This window comes from Streptomyces sp. CLCI03, assembly GCF_053615355.1.
The window spans coordinates 2177462-2193244 of sequence record NZ_CM132132.1 but is presented as its reverse complement, the minus strand read 5'-3'; the positions used below and the strand labels follow the sequence as shown (position 1 = coordinate 2193244).

Below are 15783 nucleotides of genomic sequence, written 5' to 3'. Positions count from 1 at the left end.
AACTCCTGACAGAGGAGAAGCGCGAGAGGCGGGACGCACCGGGTATGGCGAGGGGTCAGGAAGCGACGCGGGACGCCGAGGACGAGCCGGAGACGAAGAAGCTCGACCTGAGCGCGGCCCAGGTCGCCGGTTCCTCCCTCGCCACCGTCGCGGCGGCCCTGCTCGCCTCGAAGATGGGCGTCTACGGAACCATCCTCGGAGCCGGAGTGGTCAGCGTCGTCGCCACCGCGGGCGGGCCCGTCATCCAGCACCTCTTCCGGCGCACCGGCGACCAGCTGCGCGCCGGAGCCCGACCCAGGGGTCGTCAGGTACCCGCGCCCGGCGCGCGGTCGAAGGCGGCGGACAGCGCGGCCACGGGGCTCGGCACCGGGGAGTTCGGCGAGGCCACCGTGCACGGCACCCGGGTGCGCGGGTGGAAGCGGACCGCGGTCGCCTCCGGCGTGGCCTTCGCCGTCGCCATCGGCGGACTCGGCACCTACGAGGCCATGGCCGGCACCTCCGTCAGCGACGGCGGCGGCACGCTCTTCTCCGGAGGCACCCGCAAGGTCGGCCAGGACCGGCCGACCCCACCCCACCAGGAGCCGGGCGCCGAGGAGAAGAACGGCGAGGAAAGGGGCGGGCCGACGCCCGGGCCGGGAACGTCCCCGAGCCCCTCGTCCTCGCCCTCGTCGGGAGGTCGGAGCCCGAGCCCCGGACCGAGCCCCTCCGGCTCCGGGAAGCCCGGCGCCGCCACGGACCCGACACCCGGCGCCTCCCCCTCGAAGGAGACCCCGAGTTCGTCACCGCCCCCCACGTCGCAGGCCCCGACGACCGGCCCGGACGCCTCGCAGCCGGCGGCGCGGCGGAGCGCGCCCTGACACCGGACCGACTCAGTCCCCCAGAACGCGCCGCAGGTAGTCGTTGCCGAAGACCCGGTCGGGGTCCAGGCGGTCGCGCAGCGCGAGGAACTCGCCGAAACGCGGGTAGGCCTCCGCGAAGTACCCGGCGTCCCGCGTGTGCACCTTGCCCCAGTGCGGACGGCCGCCGTGCGCGGTGAAGATGGCCTCGGCCGCGGTGAAGTAGGCGTGGTACGGGGTGTTCTTGTACATGTGCACCGCGATGTACGCCGTGTCGCGCCCGGAGGCCGTCGACAGCGTGATGTCGTCCGCCGGGGCCGTCCGCACCTCCACCGGGAAGCTGATCCGCAGCCCCGAGCGGTCGACCATCGCCCGCAGCTCCCGCAGCGCCTCGACGACCTGCCCGCGCGGGAGGGCGTACTCCATCTCCACGAAGCGCACCCGGCGCGGGCTGGTGAACACCTTGTACGGGATGTCCGTGTAGGTGCGCGCCGACAGGGCGCGGCTGGCCACCCGGGCGATGGAGGGGATGGTGGCCGGGACCGCGCGCCCCAGCGAGTTGACGGCCTGGAAGAGGCCGTTGGAGAGCAACTCGTCCTCGATCCAGGCGCTCACCGGTCCGGGCGGGGCGGCGGGACCCTGGCTGCGGTTGTTCCGCTTGGTGTTGCAGTTGCCGGTGTGCGGGAACCAGTAGAACTCGAAGTGCTCGTTCTCCGCGAAGTGTTCCTCGAACTCCGCCGTCACCCGGTCGAACCCCATCGGTTCCTCCCGGGCGGTCAGGAAGAAGATCGGCTCCACGGCGAAGGTGATCGCGGTGACGATGCCGAGCGCGCCGATGCCGAGCCGGGCCGCAGCGAAGACCTCGGGATTCTCCTTCTCGGAGCAGGTCAGCAGCCGACCGTCGGCGGTGACCAGTTCCAGGCCGCGGATCTGGGCGGCGATGGAGGCCGAGTCGCGGCCGGTGCCGTGCGTGCCGGTGCTGGTGGCGCCGGACACCGTCTGCTCCATGATGTCGCCCATGTTGGTGAGCGACAGGCCCGCCGCGGCGAGGGCCTGGTTCAAGTCCTTCAGGACCGTGCCCGCCGCCACCGTGACGATGCCCGCGGCCCGGTCGATCGACCGGATCCCGGCCAGGGCCTGCGGGCGTACGAGCACCCCGTCGGTCGCGGCGGCCGCGGTGAAGGAATGGCCGGTGCCCACCGCCTTCACCCGCAGCCCGTCCTCGGCCGCCCGGCGGACCGTCTCCTGGAGTTCCCCGACCGAGGCAGGGGTCACCGTGCGGGCCGGTGTGGCGGTGATGTTGCCCGCCCAGTTATGCCACGCGGTCCGTTCCTTGCTGCTCTGCCCTGCTGTCGCCGTCCCCATCGATTGCTGGCACCTCCCCTTGCGCCGGCCTCGTCAGCCGGCGGTATCCCGCGAACGCAACCGCCGCCGCGGCCACTCCCGCCGAGACGGAGACGACGTACCCGGTCTGCGCCCCGGCTGCGTCGACGACCCAGCCGGTCACGGAGGACCCGACCGCGATTCCGACCGCGAGGCCGGTGCTGATCCAGGTCATGCCCTCGGTCAGCTTCGCGTGTGGCACGTGCGCCTCGATCAGGGCCATCGTGGTGATCATCGTGGGAGCGATGGCGAGGCCTGAGACGAAGAGCGCCACGGCCAGAAACGGAAGGTTCCCGGCCAGTAGGAGGGGGATCATACTCACGGCCATCGCACTGATGCCCAGGATCCAGCGAGGTTCGGCCTTGCCCTTGAAGTGCAGCAGGCCGAAGACGATGCCCGCCAGGCAGGATCCGAACGCCCAGATCGCCAGGAACACCCCACCGAGGGACTTGTCGCCGTGCTCCGCGGCGAAGGCCAGGGTGGCCACGTCCACGGAGCCGAAGATCGCGCCGGTCGCGACGAAGGTCGCCACCAGGACCTGCAGGCCCGGGGAGCGCAGCGCCGAGGACCGGTCGGTGTGCTCCTCGTGGGGATGCGGCTTCGGCTCGGTGGCGGTCAGGGCCGTCAGCCACCACACGCCCGTCAGCAGGAAGACGAGGGCGACCACCGGGCCCGCCTCGGGGAACCAGCCGGCCGAGAGGGTCGCGGCCAGCGGCGGTCCGACGATGAAGCAGAGCTCGTCGACGATGGACTCGAACGAGTAGGCCGTGTGCAACTGGGGGGTGTCGCGGAACAGGGCCGTCCAGCGGGCCCGGACCATCGATCCGACGCTGGGCACGCACCCGGCGACGACGGCGAAGGGGAAGAGGGTCCAGCTCGGCCAGCCGTTCGCCGCGGCGATCAGCAGACCGGTCACCGCGGCGGCCGCGACCAGGGTGGCCGGGCGCAGCACCCGGCGCTGTCCGTACTGGTCCACCAGCCGCGAGATCTGCGGGCCCACGGCCGCGGCGGAGAGCGCGATGGTACCGGTGAGCGCGCCGGCGAGGCCGTAGCTGCCGCCCAGTTCGGTGATCATCGTGAGGACACCGATGCCCACCATGGACAGCGGCATCCGGCCCAGCAGGCCGGCGGCTGTGAACCCCTTGGTGCCGGGGGTCGCGAATATCGCGCGGTAGGGACTGGGCAAGGTGGTGCCCTCCGTAAGGGACGTGGTTGGCTCACACAGATTACGTCTGCCGACAAGGCGCCCGCATGGGGAAAATACCGACAGGAAGTAAGGGTGACCTTACCTGCTGTCCGAGGTGTGGGACGGGCCGGGTCCGTTGCCCGGGCGCGGGCGCCGGGTGGCAGGATTCGAGGCATGTCAGACCAGCTTCGTGCCCCCGACGGCGGCTCCGCCGCCCCTTACGACGCCCTCCTGCTGCTGTCCTTCGGCGGCCCCGAGGGACCGGACGACGTCGTGCCCTTCCTGGAGAACGTCACGCGCGGGCGCGGTATCCCGCGCGAGCGGCTCAAGGAGGTCGGGCAGCACTACTTCGGGTTCGGCGGGGTCAGTCCGATCAACGGGCAGAACCGCGAGCTGCTGGACGCGCTGCGGGGGGACTTCGCCGGGCACGGGCTGGACCTGCCGGTCTACTGGGGCAACCGGAACTGGGCCCCGTACCTGACCGACGTCCTGCGGGAGATGGCCGCCGACGGGCGCCGCCGCATCGCCGTGCTCGCGACCAGCGCGTACGCCTCGTACTCGGGCTGTCGCCAGTACCGCGAGAACCTCGCCGACGCGCTGGCCACGCTCGCCGAGGAGGGGGTCGAGCTGCCGCGGGTCGACAAGCTGCGCCACTACTTCAACCACCCCGGCTTCGTGGAACCCATGATCGACGGTGTGGTCGCCTCGCTCGCCGAGCTGCCCGAGGAGGCGCGCTCCGGCGCGCACCTCGCCTTCACCACCCACTCCATCCCGACCGCCGCCGCGGACACCTCCGGTCCGATCGAGGACCACACCGAGGACGGCGAGGGCGGGGCGTACGTCAAGCAGCACCTCGACGTCGCCAAGGTGATCGCGGACGAGGTGGCCGCACGCACCGGGACCGCGCACACCTGGGAGCTCGTCTACCAGTCCCGCAGCGGCGCCCCGCACATCCCGTGGCTGGAGCCGGACATCTGCGACCACCTGGAGACCCTGCACGCCGCCGGCGCGCCCGCCGTCGTGATGGTGCCCATCGGCTTCGTCTCCGACCACATGGAAGTCCTCTACGACCTGGACACCGAGGCCACCGCGAAGGCGGCCGAGCTGGGCCTGCCCGTGCGCCGCTCGGCGACTGTCGGCGCCGATCCGCGCTTCGCCGGTGCCGTACGGGAGCTGGTGCTGGAGCGGGCCGCCAGGGAGCGCGGGGAGAAGCCCGCGGAGTGCTGGGTCGGCACACTGGGGCAGAGTCATGACCTGTGCGCGGTGGGCTGCTGCCCGGCGCGGGGCCCCCGGCCTGCGGCCGCGGGCGTGGACAGTCCGTACGCGTAGGAAGTGGGACCGTGATCTCCGACGAGCTGAAGGCCGAATTGCTGGACGTGGGCCTGGAGGCCGCCCGACAGGCCGGAGCCCTGCTGCGCGACGGCCGCCCGGCCGACCTGGCCGTCGCGGCGACGAAGACCAGCCCCATCGACGTGGTGACCGAGATGGACATCGCGGCGGAGAAGCTGATCACCGGCATCCTCGCCGAGCGGCGGCCCGAGGACGGGCTGCTGGGGGAGGAGGGCGCGGACACCCCGGGGACGAGCGGGGTGCGCTGGGTCGTCGACCCGCTGGACGGCACCGTGAACTACCTCTACGGGCTCCCGAGCTGGGGCGTGTCCATCGCGGCCGAGTACGGCGGTGAGACCGTGGTGGGCGTCGTGGCGGCCCCGATGCGCGGGGAGACCTACCACGCGGTCCTCGGTGGCGGCGCGTGGCTGGGCAGGACCCCGCTCGCCTGCCGGCCGGCGGCGCCGCTGGACCAGGCGCTGCTGGGGACCGGCTTCGCGTACGTGCAGACCCGGCGGGCCCACCAGGCCGAGGTCGCGGCGCGGATCATCCCGCTGGTGCGGGACATCCGGCGGGGCGGCTCGGCGGCGCTGGACCTGTGCGACGTGGCCGCCGGACGGATGGACGGGTACTACGAGCGGGGGCTGAACCCGTGGGACCTGGCCGCCGGTGACCTGATCGCCCGGGAAGCCGGAGCCCTGACCGGGGGCCGTCCCGGTGAGCCGGCCTCGGGCGAGCTGACCCTGGCCGCCACGCCGGCCGTGTTCGCCTCGCTGCAGCCGCTGCTGGAGCAGTTCGGCGCCTGGCACGACTGAAAGCACGTGGACCCCGGCCGCCCACTGGGGCGCCCGGGGTCCACGTCGTGCGGAGGTCGTGCGGAACGTGCGGGGGTCGTGCGGAAGCCTGGTGCGTTCGGAGCCGTGTACGAGTCGTGCGGGAGTCGTGCGAGTACGGCGGGCCGGCCGATCGGGGGATCAGCAGGCGGGTACGGCGGCCGATACGGGGACACCGTGCTCGGCGGCCAGGCGCTGGAGATCCTCCAGCTCCGCCAGTTCCACTTCCGCGAGGAAGTCGTCGCCCGTCTCGCGGGCGTGCCTGAGGTCCGACTGCGTGTTCCTGATGCGCTGCAGGAGACCCGCGGTGAATGCGTCCATGGTGGGTTCGCCCCCTCTTCGTGGGTCGGCGGCGGCGTGGCTGTCCGCCGTCAGGGAGTGGATGGGGTGTGATCTCGTCCTCCCCTGCGCCCTGGTCCCAGAAACCTCGGCAGGCCAGGGAATCCTCACTTCCGCCCCGTCAGCCCCTCCACGAGCCGCCTTACAGCCGGTTTACGGCCGAAACGTGCAGGATGGGCGACGCAATACACGTGTGCCCTTCTGGGCTCGGAGGAAGGAAACGACGTGCGCGTACTCGTCGTCGAGGACGAGCAGCTGCTCGCCGATGCGGTGGCCACCGGACTACGCCGGGAGGCCATGGCCGTGGACGTCGTGTACGACGGCGCCGCCGCCCTGGAACGGGTCGGCGTGAACGACTACGACGTGGTCGTGCTCGACCGGGACCTCCCGCTCGTGCACGGTGACGACGTGTGCCGGAAGATCGTCGAGCTCGGCATGCCCACCCGCGTGCTGATGCTGACCGCCTCCGGCGACGTCAGCGACCGGGTGGAGGGCCTGGAGCTCGGCGCGGACGACTACCTGCCCAAGCCCTTCGCCTTCACCGAGCTGACCGCCCGCGTGCGGGCCCTCGGGCGGCGCACCACGGTCGCGCTGCCGCCCGTACTGGAGCGGGCCGGCATCAAGCTGGACCCGAACCGGCGCGAGGTGTTCCGAGAGGGCAAGGAGGTCCAGCTGGCGCCCAAGGAGTTCGCGGTGCTGGAGGTGCTCATGCGCAGCGAGGGGACCGTCGTCTCCGCCGAGCAGCTGCTGGAGAAGGCCTGGGACGAGAACACCGACCCCTTCACCAACGTCGTGCGGGTGACCGTGATGACCCTGCGCCGCAAGCTGGGTGAGCCGCCCGTCATCGTGACCGTGCCCGGTTCCGGATACCGGATCTGATGCGCGTGGCAACCACCCCGGCGCCACCGGCTGCGCCACCGAAACCGACATGGGACCCCGGGCAGCCCGAGGGTCCCTTCCCGTGGCTGCGGCCGACCATCCGGATACGGCTCACGCTGCTGTACGGCGGGATGTTCCTGATCGCGGGGATCCTGCTGCTGTCGATCATCTACCTGTTGGCGGCGCAGGCCCTGCGTGAGGGCAACGCGCTCATGTACGAGATCGTCGGCGGCCAGAACGTCAAGGTCACCAGCCCCACCTGCCCCGTGGTGAGCATCAACCAGTCGTACGACGAGTTCAACTCGGCCATGAAGGCGTGCGCGCTGGAGCAGCGCCGCCACGCGCTGGACGACCTGCTGAGCCGCTCCCTGATGGCCCTGCTCGGCCTGAGCATCATCGCCTTCGCCTTCGGCTACGCGATGGCCGGCCGGGTGCTCTCGCCGCTGGGGAAGATCACCCGGACCGCCCGCCGCGTGGTCGGCTCCGACCTGACCCGGCGGATCGAGCTGGACGGGCCGGACGACGAGCTCAAGGAGCTCGCCGACACGTTCGACGAGATGCTGGACCGGCTGGAGCGGGCCTTCACGGCCCAGCAGAGGTTCGTCGCGAACGCCTCGCACGAGCTGCGGACCCCGCTCGCGATCAACCGGACTCTCCTGGAGGTCCACCTCTCCGATCCGGGTGCTCCCGTCGAGCTCCAGCAGCTCGGGAAGACCCTGCTCGCCACCAACGAGCGCAGCGAGCAGCTGGTCGAGGGCCTGCTGCTGCTGGCCCGCAGCGAGAACCAGATCGTCGAACGCAAACCCGTGGACCTGGCGGAGGTCGCCTCGCGCGCCGTCGACCAGGTGCGCGGCGAGGCCGAGGCGAAGGGCGTGGTGATACGCGGCGAGCGCGCGCCGGCCGTGGTCCAGGGCAACGGGGTGCTGCTGGAGCGGATCGCCCTGAACCTGGTGCAGAACGCCGTCCGGTACAACGTGCCGGAGGACGGCTGGGTGGAGGTCGTCACCGAGGCCCAGCACGATCAGGCGGTCCTCCTGGTATCGAACACGGGTCCCGTTGTTCCCGCGTACGAGGTGGACAACCTCTTCGAGCCCTTCAGGCGGCTGCGTACGGAGCGCACGGGCAGCGACAAGGGTGTCGGACTGGGTCTGTCGATCGCACGCTCCGTGGCGCGCGCACACGGCGGCAGGATCCAGGCGATGCCTCGGGAAGGCGGTGGCCTCGTGATGCGTGTCACTCTTCCCTTGTGAGACCCCGGCCCCGTGTTCGCTTTTGGCTGAATGCTTGCCCTGTGAAAACAACCGGTCCTGTGTGATCGATCACAGTGGTCGGTGTCGGGCCATGTGCGTTCAGTGACTCCGGCGCGGCCGGAAAGCCCGGGAAGTCCGGGTTTCCGGCCCCTCGGATGGCGGGAAATACACGGGGTGGCGTTTGTGCATGACGGCCCTCGGACCGTGTACGGTCCCGCTCGTCATCCCAGCCAATCGTCCTTCGGGCGGGCGGCTGGGTGTCGATTGAGTAACAGACCTTGATGTGAGGCAAAATCTCCGCCTCAGGTCGGGCACAAGTCCGGCCTCTCGTGCGTTACGTGCGCTGAGACACCGCTAACACCCAGAGGGGGAGAGCGAACAATGGCAACGGACTACGACACCCCGCGCAAGACCGACGATGACGTCGACAACGACAGCATCGAAGAGCTGAAGGCTCGGCGCAACGAGAAGTCGACCTCGTCCGCGGACATGGACGAATTCGACTCTGTCGAAAGCATGGAGCTTCCCGGTGCGGACCTCTCCAACGAGGAGCTGGCCGTCCGGGTCCTGCCCAAGCAGGCCGATGAGTTCACCTGCATGAGCTGCTTCCTGGTGCACCACCGCAGCCAGCTGGCACGTGAGAAGAACGGTCAGCCGATCTGTCGCGACTGCGACTGATAGGCGTCTGCCGTGGCTGGCTCCACACCCTTTCGGAAGCGACGCTTCCGGAAATCTGGTGATCCGGCGGAGACGCAGGTGGCATCCATGGATCCGGAAACGGCTCCTGGGGCTTCCGGCGGCTCCGCCAGTGCGGCGATCGCCATACCTTCCGGCACCGCCCCGGCGGTGCCGTCGGAAACCGATCCCGACGAAGGGTCCCGACACCGCTTCGGGGCTCGTCGGATGCAAGCCGTCAAGAACGGTGTGCGCAAGGGTGGTGAAAGCGTCAAGGACGCCGCCCTCTACGTCACCGACAGGATCATCGAGAACGCACCGCGCGTTCCGGTTCGGGACCTCGCGACGCTGCGCGCGCAGTTCCCGGGCCTCGGCCCCGAGCAGCTCGCCGAAAAGCTGGTCTCGGGCGCCTGCGCCGCCACCTCGACCGTGGGCGCGGGAATCGGCGCCGCGGCCATGCTGCCCGTGCCGCCCGCCATGCCGGCGGAACTGGCGGCCGAGATCACAGCGGTCGCGGCCATCGAACTCAAGCTCATCGCCGAACTCCACGAGGTGTACGGCCGACGCCCCCAGGGCGGCGTCAAGGAACGCAGCCTCGCCTACCTGACCGCCTGGACGGAGGAGCGCGGGGTCGACCTGACCAAGCCGACCACGCTGAACGCGGCGCTCGGCGGGCAGGTGAAGCGCGAACTGCGCCAGCAGATCATGAAGCGGATGTTCCGCAGCCTGCCCAACCTCATGCCGTTCATGGTGGGCGCCGCCGTCGGCGCGGTCATGAACCGGCGGGACACCCGCAAGCTCGCCGAGAAGGTCCGTGGTGACCTGCGCAGGCGGGCCGTGGCCTGGGAGTCCCTGAACTCCCTGCCGCCCCTGGAGCGGCCCGTACAGCCCCTTCCCGAGGCCACCAGGATCGCACTGGAGGCCGCGGATCCCTCCGCGCAGGGCTGAGGTCCCCCGCCGGGGCGATCCGCCCCGGCCGGGCCACCGATGCCACCGGCCGGTCAGGCCGCCTGCTCGCGGGCGGCGAGCAGGGCCGCCACCAGGGCCTTCGGCTCGCGGGTGGACACGTAGACGTACGGGGTCGGGTCGGCCGGATCGGTGACCTCGACGCGGACCGCGGTCGGCACGTAGCTGCGCATCAGCATGAAGGCCCGCGGATCCGCCTTGTACGTGCGCCAGGCGCGCGACTCCTCGGCGTCCAGGATCTCGGGCTCACCCAGGGCCGTCACCGGGATCCGCGCGTCCCCGGCCGCCAGCGCACCGCCCACCACGCGCACGCGCGCGGAACCGTACGAACTCACGACCAGACCGGCCAGCGCGGTGCCCCCGACCAGCCCGACCAGCAACGGCATCGTGCCCAGCGGCAGCAGCATCAAGGCGCAGGCGAGGCCGACCAGTACGGCGATGCCCCACCAGGAGCGGGGGGCGGTCAGACGTTCGTCGTGGTGCGCGGTGGAGAGCTGCATGCGGTCAAGCCTGCCACGAGGCGACCGGTGGGTAGCCGCGCGGGTAAGGTCTGCGGCTGTGAGTGGACGAAACACAGCGTTGACGCCCCCGGCCGACGCCGCCGCGCCGGTCAGGCACCCTGACGCGCCCGCCCCCGGCGAGCTCCTCGGCGCGCACTACGAGCACTGTTTCGGGTGCGGCGGGGGCCAGCCCCACGGACTGCACCTGGAGGCCCGGGCGGGCGAGGGCGTGAGCGTCACCGCCGAGTTCACCGTCAAGCCCGCGCACCAGGGCGCACCCGGTCTCGCCCACGGCGGGGTGCTCGCCACCGCGCTCGACGAGACGCTCGGTTCCCTGAACTGGCTGCTGCGCGTCATCGCGGTGACGGGACGGCTGGAGACCGACTTCGTGCGGCCCGTGCCGGTGGACACCGTGCTGTACCTGGAGGCCGAGGTCACCGCTGTCGCCGGGCGGAAGATCTACTGCACGGCCGTCGGCCGGACAGGCGGACCGCAGGGCCCGGTCGCCGTACGTGCCGACGCCCTCTTCATCGAGGTGAAGGTCGACCACTTCATCGACAACGGACGGCCCGAGGAGATCCAGGCGGCGATGGCCGACCCGGACCAGGTCAGGCGCGCACGCGCCTTTGAGGTGAACCCCTGATGTCCCAGAGCAACCACGACTCCCACCGGCCGGTCGACGTACTGATCCGCCGCGTCGACCCGGAGGTGCCGATTCCGGCATACGGGCACCCCGGCGACGCCGGCTGCGACCTCGTCACCACCGAGGCCGCCGAGCTGGAGCCCGGCGAGCGCGCCGTCCTGCCGACCGGAGTCTCGATCGCCCTGCCCGACGGGTACGCGGCGTTCGTGCACCCGCGGTCCGGCCTGGCCGCACGCTGCGGGCTCGCGCTCGTGAATGCCCCGGGGACGGTGGATGCCGGGTACCGTGGGGAGATCAAGGTGATCGTGGTCAATCTCGACCCTCGCGAGAGCGTCCGGTTCGAGCGTTTCGACCGCATCGCCCAGCTGGTTGTCCAGCGGGTCGAGAAGGTGCGCTTCCACGAGGTGGCGGAACTTCCCGGCTCGGCCCGGGCCGAGGGGGGCTTCGGCTCCACCGGCGGGCATGCGGCCGTGGCCGGATCCGGGGCTGGTCAGCAGGGTGGGAATGGCTACGCTTCGGTCGTAACCGACCGGGAAGGACAGTGACGTGTTCGGACGTCGCAAGAAGAACGACTCCGCCCATGACGGCGGCGCGACCGAGCAGGTCGTGGACGGCGTCGCCGAGCAGGACGACGCGGGCGAGCAGGACAGCGTCGCCCCGCGTCGGGTGAACCTGCCGCCGGCCCCGCGGCCCGACGGCCCCTGGGACGTCTCCGAGGTACTCGGGAACCCGGCCGACGGTCGGGTCGACCTGGGCGGCATCCTCGTCCCCGGTGTCGAGGGCATGGAGCTGCGCGTCGAGGTCGCCGGTGACGCGATCGTGGCCGCGACCGTGGTCCTGGGCGACAGCGCCGTGCAGCTGCAGGCCTTCGCCGCGCCCAAGAAGGAAGGCATCTGGGGCGAGGTCCGCGAGGAGATCGCCGCGGGTATCACCCAGCAGGGCGGCATCATCGACGAGGCCCAGGGTTCGCTGGGCTGGGAGCTGCGCGCACAGGTGCCCGTACCGCTCCCGGACGGGCAGACCGGCGCCCAGCTGGTCCGCTTCGTCGGCGTCGACGGCCCGCGCTGGTTCCTGCGCGGCGTCATCTCCGGCCAGGGCGCCGTGCGCCCCGAGTCGGCGGGTGTGCTGGAGCAGATCTTCCGGGACACCGTCGTCGTCCGCGGTGACGGCCCGATGGCTCCCCGCGACCCGATCGTCCTGAAGCTGCCGAACGACGCCCAGATGGTGCCGGACGGCGTGCAGACGGACGACCAGGAAGGCTCCCGCTTCGGCGGTGGCATGGGACAGCTCGACCGAGGCCCGGAGATCACCGAGGTCCGCTGACCTCGGACGACCCCCGCGCACAGGGGGGCTCGTCATGTGTTTCGGCCGATGGGCCCCACTCCTCGGGAGTGGGGCCCATCGGCTTGTCGGCGCTGTGCCGGTGCCGGTGCCGGTGCCGGTGCCGTCCTCGTGCTCGCGCCCGTGCCCGTGCCGTGTGGCTGGGCCCCTGCCGTGCCGGCGTCGTGCCCGTGCCGCGTCAGGGATCCGTCAGGGATCGGCGTCGGGCCCCGGATCGGTGCGTGCGCGGCGTGGACGTCCCGGAGAATGGGGCGCATGGGACGCGGCAAGCTCAGGATCTACCTCGGCGCGGCACCCGGTGTGGGCAAGACCTACGCGATGCTCTCCGAGGGCCATCGCCGGGTGGAGCGCGGCGCGGACTGCGTCGTCGGCTTCGTCGAGCATCACGGCCGGCCGCGCACGGAGGTCATGCTCCACGGCCTCGAACAGGTCGAGCGCAAGGCCCTGACGTACCGGGGGGCCGCCTTCACCGAGATGGACGTGGACGCGCTCCTCGCCCGCCGGCCCGCCATAGCGCTGGTGGACGAACTCGCACACACGAACGTACCGGGCTCGCGCAACGCCAAGCGCTGGCAGGACGTCGAGGAGCTGCTGCGGGCCGGCATCGACGTCGTGTCCACCGTGAACATCCAGCACCTGGAGTCGCTCGGCGACGTGGTCGAGTCGATCACCGGGGTCCGGCAACGCGAGACCGTGCCGGACGAGGTGGTCCGCCGGGCCGACCAGGTCGAGCTGGTCGACATGTCCCCGCAGGCACTGCGCCGGCGGATGGCCCACGGGAACATATACAAGCCCGAGAAGGTCGACGCGGCCCTGTCCAACTACTTCCGACCGGGCAACCTCACCGCCCTGCGCGAGCTGGCGCTGCTGTGGGTGGCCGACCGGGCGGACGAGTACCTCCAGCAGTACCGGGGCGAGCACGACATCCGCACGACCTGGCAGGCGCGGGAGCGGATCGTCGTCGGGCTCACCGGCGGGCCGGAAGGACGCACGCTCATCCGGCGGGCCTCGCGGATGGCCGCCAAGGGATCCGGCAGCGAGATCCTGGCCGTCTACATCGCCCGCAGCGACGGGCTGACCGCCGCCTCGCCGAAGGAGCTCGCCGTCCAGCGGACCCTGGTCGAGGACCTGGGTGGAACGTTTCACCATGTCATCGGCGACGACATCCCCGACGCCCTGCTCGCCTTTGCACGCGGGGTCAACGCCACCCAGATCGTGCTCGGCTCCAGCCGCCGCCGCTCATGGCAGTACGTCTTCGGGCCCGGCGTCGGCGCGAGCGTCGCCCGCGACTCGGGGCCCGACCTCGACGTCCACATCGTCACGCACGAGCACGTCGCCAAGGGCCGCGGCCTGCCCGTGGTGCGCTCGGCGGCCCGGCTCGGGCGGACCCGGATCATCGCCGGCTGGGTGGTGGGGACGATCCTCCCCGTCCTGCTGTGCCTGCTGCTCACGCACGTCGACGCGGACCTCGGCCTCGCCAACGACATGTTGCTCTTCCTGTCGCTGACGGTGGCGGCCGCACTGCTCGGCGGGCTCTGGCCGGCCCTGGCCTCCGCCGCCCTCGGCTCGCTGCTGCTGAACTACTTCTTCGCGCCGCCGCTGCACCGGTTCACGGTGTCCGACCCCAAGAACATCGTCGCCATCGCCGTCTTCTTCGGGGTCGCCGTCTCGGTGGCCTCCGTGGTGGACCTGGCCGCGCGGCGGACCCACCAGGCGGCCCGGCTGCGCGCCGAGTCCGAGATCCTGTCCTTCCTGGCCGGCAGCGTGCTGCGCGGCGAGACCACGCTGGACGCCCTGCTGGAGCGGGTCCGCGAGACCTTCGCCATGGAGTCCGTGGCCCTGCTGGAGCGGGCCGGCGACGTGGAGCCGTGGAAACCGGCCGGCAGCGTGGGTCCGAGTCCCGTCGCCCGGCCCGAGGACGCCGACGTGGACATGCCCATCGGGGACCACATGGCCCTGGCCCTGTCCGGACGGGTGCTGCCCGCCGAGGACCGCCGGGTGCTCGGCGCCTTCGCGGCGCAGGCGGCCGTGGTCCTGGACCGCCGGCGGCTGGTCGACGAGGCCGAGGAGGCCCGCCGCATGGCCGAGGGCAACCGGATCCGCACCGCGCTGCTCGCCGCCGTCAGCCATGACCTCCGTACGCCGCTGGCCTCCATCAAGGCGTCCGTGAGCTCCCTGCGCTCCGCCGACGTGGAGTGGAGCGAGGAGGACCGGGCCGAGCTCCTCGAAGGCATCGAGGACGGCGCCGACCGCCTCGACCACCTGGTGGGCAACCTGCTCGACATGTCCCGGCTGCAGACCGGCACCGTCACCCCGCTGATCCGCGAGATCGACCTCGACGAGGTGGTCCCGATGGCGTTGGGCGGCGTACCGGAGGACAGCGTGCTGCTGGACGTGCCCGAGACGCTGCCGATGGTGGCGGTGGACCCGGGGCTGCTGGAGCGGGCCGTGGCCAACGTGGTGGAGAACGCCGTCAAGTACAGCCCGGCGGGGGAGCCCGTCCTGGTGGCGGCCAGCTGCCTCGGCGACCGGGTCGAGGTGCGGGTCGTCGACCGCGGGCGGGGCGTGCCCGACCAGGCCAAGGACCGGATCTTCGCCCCCTTCCAGCGGTACGGGGACGCCCCGCGCGGGGCCGGCGTGGGCCTCGGGCTCGCCGTCGCCCGCGGGTTCGCCGAGGCCATGGACGGCACCCTGACGGCCGAGGACACCCCCGGGGGCGGGCTGACCATGGTGCTCACCCTGCGCGCGGCGGTCGGCGTCCGGGCGGAGGATCCGACGGCAGCGACGGCAGCGACGGCAGCAATGCAACAGACGGCAGCGACGGATCCGACGGATCCGACGGATCCGACGGATCCGATGGAACCCGTGGAACCGATAGAACTTGATCACGACCGTGATCGGATGACGCGACAGAAGGCAGGACCTCAATGACCCGGGTGCTCGTGGTGGAAGACGAGCCGCAGATCGTCCGAGCCCTTGTGATCAACCTGAAGGCGCGCAGGTACGAGGTCGACGCCGCGGCCGACGGCGCGACCGCACTGGAGCTCGCGGCCGCCCGCCACCCCGACGTCGTCGTCCTGGACCTCGGACTGCCCGACATGGACGGCGTCGAGGTGATCAAGGGTCTGCGCGGCTGGACCCGGGTACCGATCCTGGTCCTCTCCGCCCGTCACAGCTCCGACGAGAAGGTCGAGGCGTTGGACGCGGGCGCCGACGACTACGTCACCAAGCCCTTCGGCATGGACGAGCTGCTGGCGCGGCTGCGCGCCGCCGTCCGCCGGGCGGAGCCGGCCGCGGGTTCCGGCGAGGACGAGGTCATCGTCGAGACGGACGACTTCACGGTGGACCTGGCCGCCAAGAAGGCCGTGCGCGAGGGCCGCGACGTACGCCTGACGCCCACCGAGTGGCACCTGCTGGAGGTCCTGGTCCGCAACCGCGGCAAGCTGGTCAGCCAGAAGCAACTGCTCCAGGAGGTCTGGGGTCCCTCGTACGGCACCGAGACGAACTACCTGCGGGTCTACATGGCCCAACTGCGGCGCAAACTGGAGGCGGACCCCTCGCACCCGCGGCACTTCATCACCGAGCCGGGCATGGGATACCGCTTCGAGCGGTAGTGCGCACGC

16 protein-coding genes are annotated in these 15783 nt (G+C 71.7%); 12 read left to right on the top strand and 4 right to left on the bottom strand.

The window, feature by feature from the left end:
• The first annotated feature begins 44 nt into the window (after nt 1–44).
• A complete protein-coding gene (locus tag ACWG52_RS09940; protein ID WP_453128487.1) occupies nt 45–857 on the top strand; it encodes a hypothetical protein in 813 nt (270 codons plus the stop codon).
• 12 nt (nt 858–869) lie between these two features.
• On the opposite strand, the gene ACWG52_RS09935 is transcribed toward ACWG52_RS09940, so the two are convergent.
• Together ACWG52_RS09935 and ACWG52_RS09930 are read right to left on the bottom strand one after the other, a co-directional pair.
• Nucleotides 870–2201 carry a D-arabinono-1,4-lactone oxidase gene (locus ACWG52_RS09935; protein ID WP_389809695.1) on the bottom strand — a complete coding sequence of 444 codons (1332 nt, stop codon included), beginning with the start codon at nt 2199–2201 and terminating at the stop codon, nt 870–872.
• Nucleotides 2149–3405, bottom strand: a complete 1257-nt coding sequence (locus ACWG52_RS09930; protein ID WP_389809693.1) for an MFS transporter — start codon at nt 3403–3405, stop codon at nt 2149–2151. The genes ACWG52_RS09935 and ACWG52_RS09930 overlap by 53 nt, the downstream gene beginning before the upstream one ends.
• Before the next feature lie 174 nt (nt 3406–3579).
• Here ACWG52_RS09930 and ACWG52_RS09925 point away from each other — a divergent pair, with 174 nt between their 5' ends.
• Both ACWG52_RS09925 and ACWG52_RS09920 read left to right on the top strand, forming a co-directional pair.
• Nucleotides 3580–4734: a ferrochelatase gene (locus ACWG52_RS09925; RefSeq protein WP_389809690.1), complete on the top strand. Its 1155-nt coding sequence runs from the start codon at nt 3580–3582 to the stop codon at nt 4732–4734.
• A gap of 11 nt (nt 4735–4745) precedes the next feature.
• On the top strand, nt 4746–5549 hold the full coding sequence (locus tag ACWG52_RS09920; RefSeq protein WP_389809689.1) for an inositol monophosphatase family protein: 804 nt from the start codon (nt 4746–4748) through the stop codon (nt 5547–5549).
• A 159-nt stretch (nt 5550–5708) separates the two neighbouring features.
• Here the strand turns inward: ACWG52_RS09920 and ACWG52_RS09915 are convergent, their stop codons facing one another.
• Nucleotides 5709–5888, bottom strand: coding sequence for a hypothetical protein (locus ACWG52_RS09915; RefSeq protein WP_030713155.1), 180 nt, complete (start codon nt 5886–5888; stop codon nt 5709–5711).
• Between the two features lie 243 nt (nt 5889–6131).
• On the opposite strand from ACWG52_RS09915, the gene ACWG52_RS09910 reads away from it, so the two are divergent.
• From ACWG52_RS09910 to ACWG52_RS09895, 4 genes are all read left to right on the top strand, one after another.
• A complete protein-coding gene (locus ACWG52_RS09910; protein ID WP_030008767.1) occupies nt 6132–6785 on the top strand; it encodes a response regulator transcription factor in 654 nt (217 codons plus the stop codon).
• A 5-nt stretch (nt 6786–6790) separates the two neighbouring features.
• Entirely contained in the window at nt 6791–8035 is a 1245-nt protein-coding gene (locus ACWG52_RS09905; protein WP_389809957.1) for a sensor histidine kinase, read from the top strand.
• Between the two features lie 381 nt (nt 8036–8416).
• Complete coding sequence (locus tag ACWG52_RS09900) at nt 8417–8713, top strand: DUF4193 domain-containing protein (protein WP_030008769.1); 297 nt, start codon at nt 8417–8419, stop codon at nt 8711–8713.
• Nucleotides 8714–8725: 12 nt separating this feature from the next.
• Nucleotides 8726–9658, top strand: a complete 933-nt coding sequence (locus ACWG52_RS09895) for a hypothetical protein (RefSeq protein ID WP_453128483.1) — start codon at nt 8726–8728, stop codon at nt 9656–9658.
• A gap of 53 nt (nt 9659–9711) precedes the next feature.
• Here the strand turns inward: ACWG52_RS09895 and ACWG52_RS09890 are convergent, their stop codons facing one another.
• Nucleotides 9712–10176: a DUF3093 domain-containing protein gene (locus ACWG52_RS09890; RefSeq protein WP_389809681.1), complete on the bottom strand. Its 465-nt coding sequence runs from the start codon at nt 10174–10176 to the stop codon at nt 9712–9714.
• A 58-nt stretch (nt 10177–10234) separates the two neighbouring features.
• Between ACWG52_RS09890 and ACWG52_RS09885 the strand changes: the two genes are divergently transcribed.
• The 5 genes from ACWG52_RS09885 (at nt 10235) to ACWG52_RS09865 (ending at nt 15774) form a co-directional block, all read left to right on the top strand.
• A complete protein-coding gene (locus ACWG52_RS09885) occupies nt 10235–10819 on the top strand; it encodes a PaaI family thioesterase (RefSeq protein ID WP_033217539.1) in 585 nt (194 codons plus the stop codon).
• Nucleotides 10819–11364 carry a dUTP diphosphatase gene (gene dut / locus ACWG52_RS09880; RefSeq protein ID WP_030008773.1) on the top strand — a complete coding sequence of 182 codons (546 nt, stop codon included), beginning with the start codon at nt 10819–10821 and terminating at the stop codon, nt 11362–11364. Before ACWG52_RS09885 ends, dut begins: the two co-directional genes overlap by 1 nt.
• Before the next feature lies 1 nt (nt 11365).
• A complete protein-coding gene (locus ACWG52_RS09875) occupies nt 11366–12142 on the top strand; it encodes a DUF3710 domain-containing protein (RefSeq protein WP_389809677.1) in 777 nt (258 codons plus the stop codon).
• A 273-nt stretch (nt 12143–12415) separates the two neighbouring features.
• Complete coding sequence (locus ACWG52_RS09870) at nt 12416–15091, top strand: DUF4118 domain-containing protein (RefSeq protein ID WP_453128481.1); 2676 nt, start codon at nt 12416–12418, stop codon at nt 15089–15091.
• The gene (locus ACWG52_RS09865; protein ID WP_033217543.1) at nt 15088–15774 is read left to right on the top strand and encodes a response regulator; all 687 of its coding nucleotides are present in this window, start codon (nt 15088–15090) and stop codon (nt 15772–15774) included. The genes ACWG52_RS09870 and ACWG52_RS09865 overlap by 4 nt, the downstream gene beginning before the upstream one ends.
• Nucleotides 15775–15783: the final 9 nt, after the last annotated feature.

Bases quoted from the DNA above. Each gene is read 5' to 3' on its own strand.
- ACWG52_RS09890 (WP_389809681.1), bottom strand. From the start codon at position 10,176: ATGCAGCTCTCCACCGCGCACCACGACGAACGTCTGACCGCCCCCCGC.
- ACWG52_RS09935 (WP_389809695.1), bottom strand. From the start codon at position 2,201: ATGGGGACGGCGACAGCAGGGCAGAGCAGCAAGGAACGGACCGCGTGG.
- ACWG52_RS09940 (WP_453128487.1), top strand. From the start codon at position 45: ATGGCGAGGGGTCAGGAAGCGACGCGGGACGCCGAGGACGAGCCGGAG.
- ACWG52_RS09870 (WP_453128481.1), top strand. From the start codon at position 12,416: ATGGGACGCGGCAAGCTCAGGATCTACCTCGGCGCGGCACCCGGTGTG.
- dut (WP_030008773.1), top strand. From the start codon at position 10,819: ATGTCCCAGAGCAACCACGACTCCCACCGGCCGGTCGACGTACTGATC.
- ACWG52_RS09915 (WP_030713155.1), bottom strand. From the start codon at position 5,888: ATGGACGCATTCACCGCGGGTCTCCTGCAGCGCATCAGGAACACGCAG.
- ACWG52_RS09900 (WP_030008769.1), top strand. From the start codon at position 8,417: ATGGCAACGGACTACGACACCCCGCGCAAGACCGACGATGACGTCGAC.
- ACWG52_RS09925 (WP_389809690.1), top strand. From the start codon at position 3,580: ATGTCAGACCAGCTTCGTGCCCCCGACGGCGGCTCCGCCGCCCCTTAC.
- ACWG52_RS09865 (WP_033217543.1), top strand. From the start codon at position 15,088: ATGACCCGGGTGCTCGTGGTGGAAGACGAGCCGCAGATCGTCCGAGCC.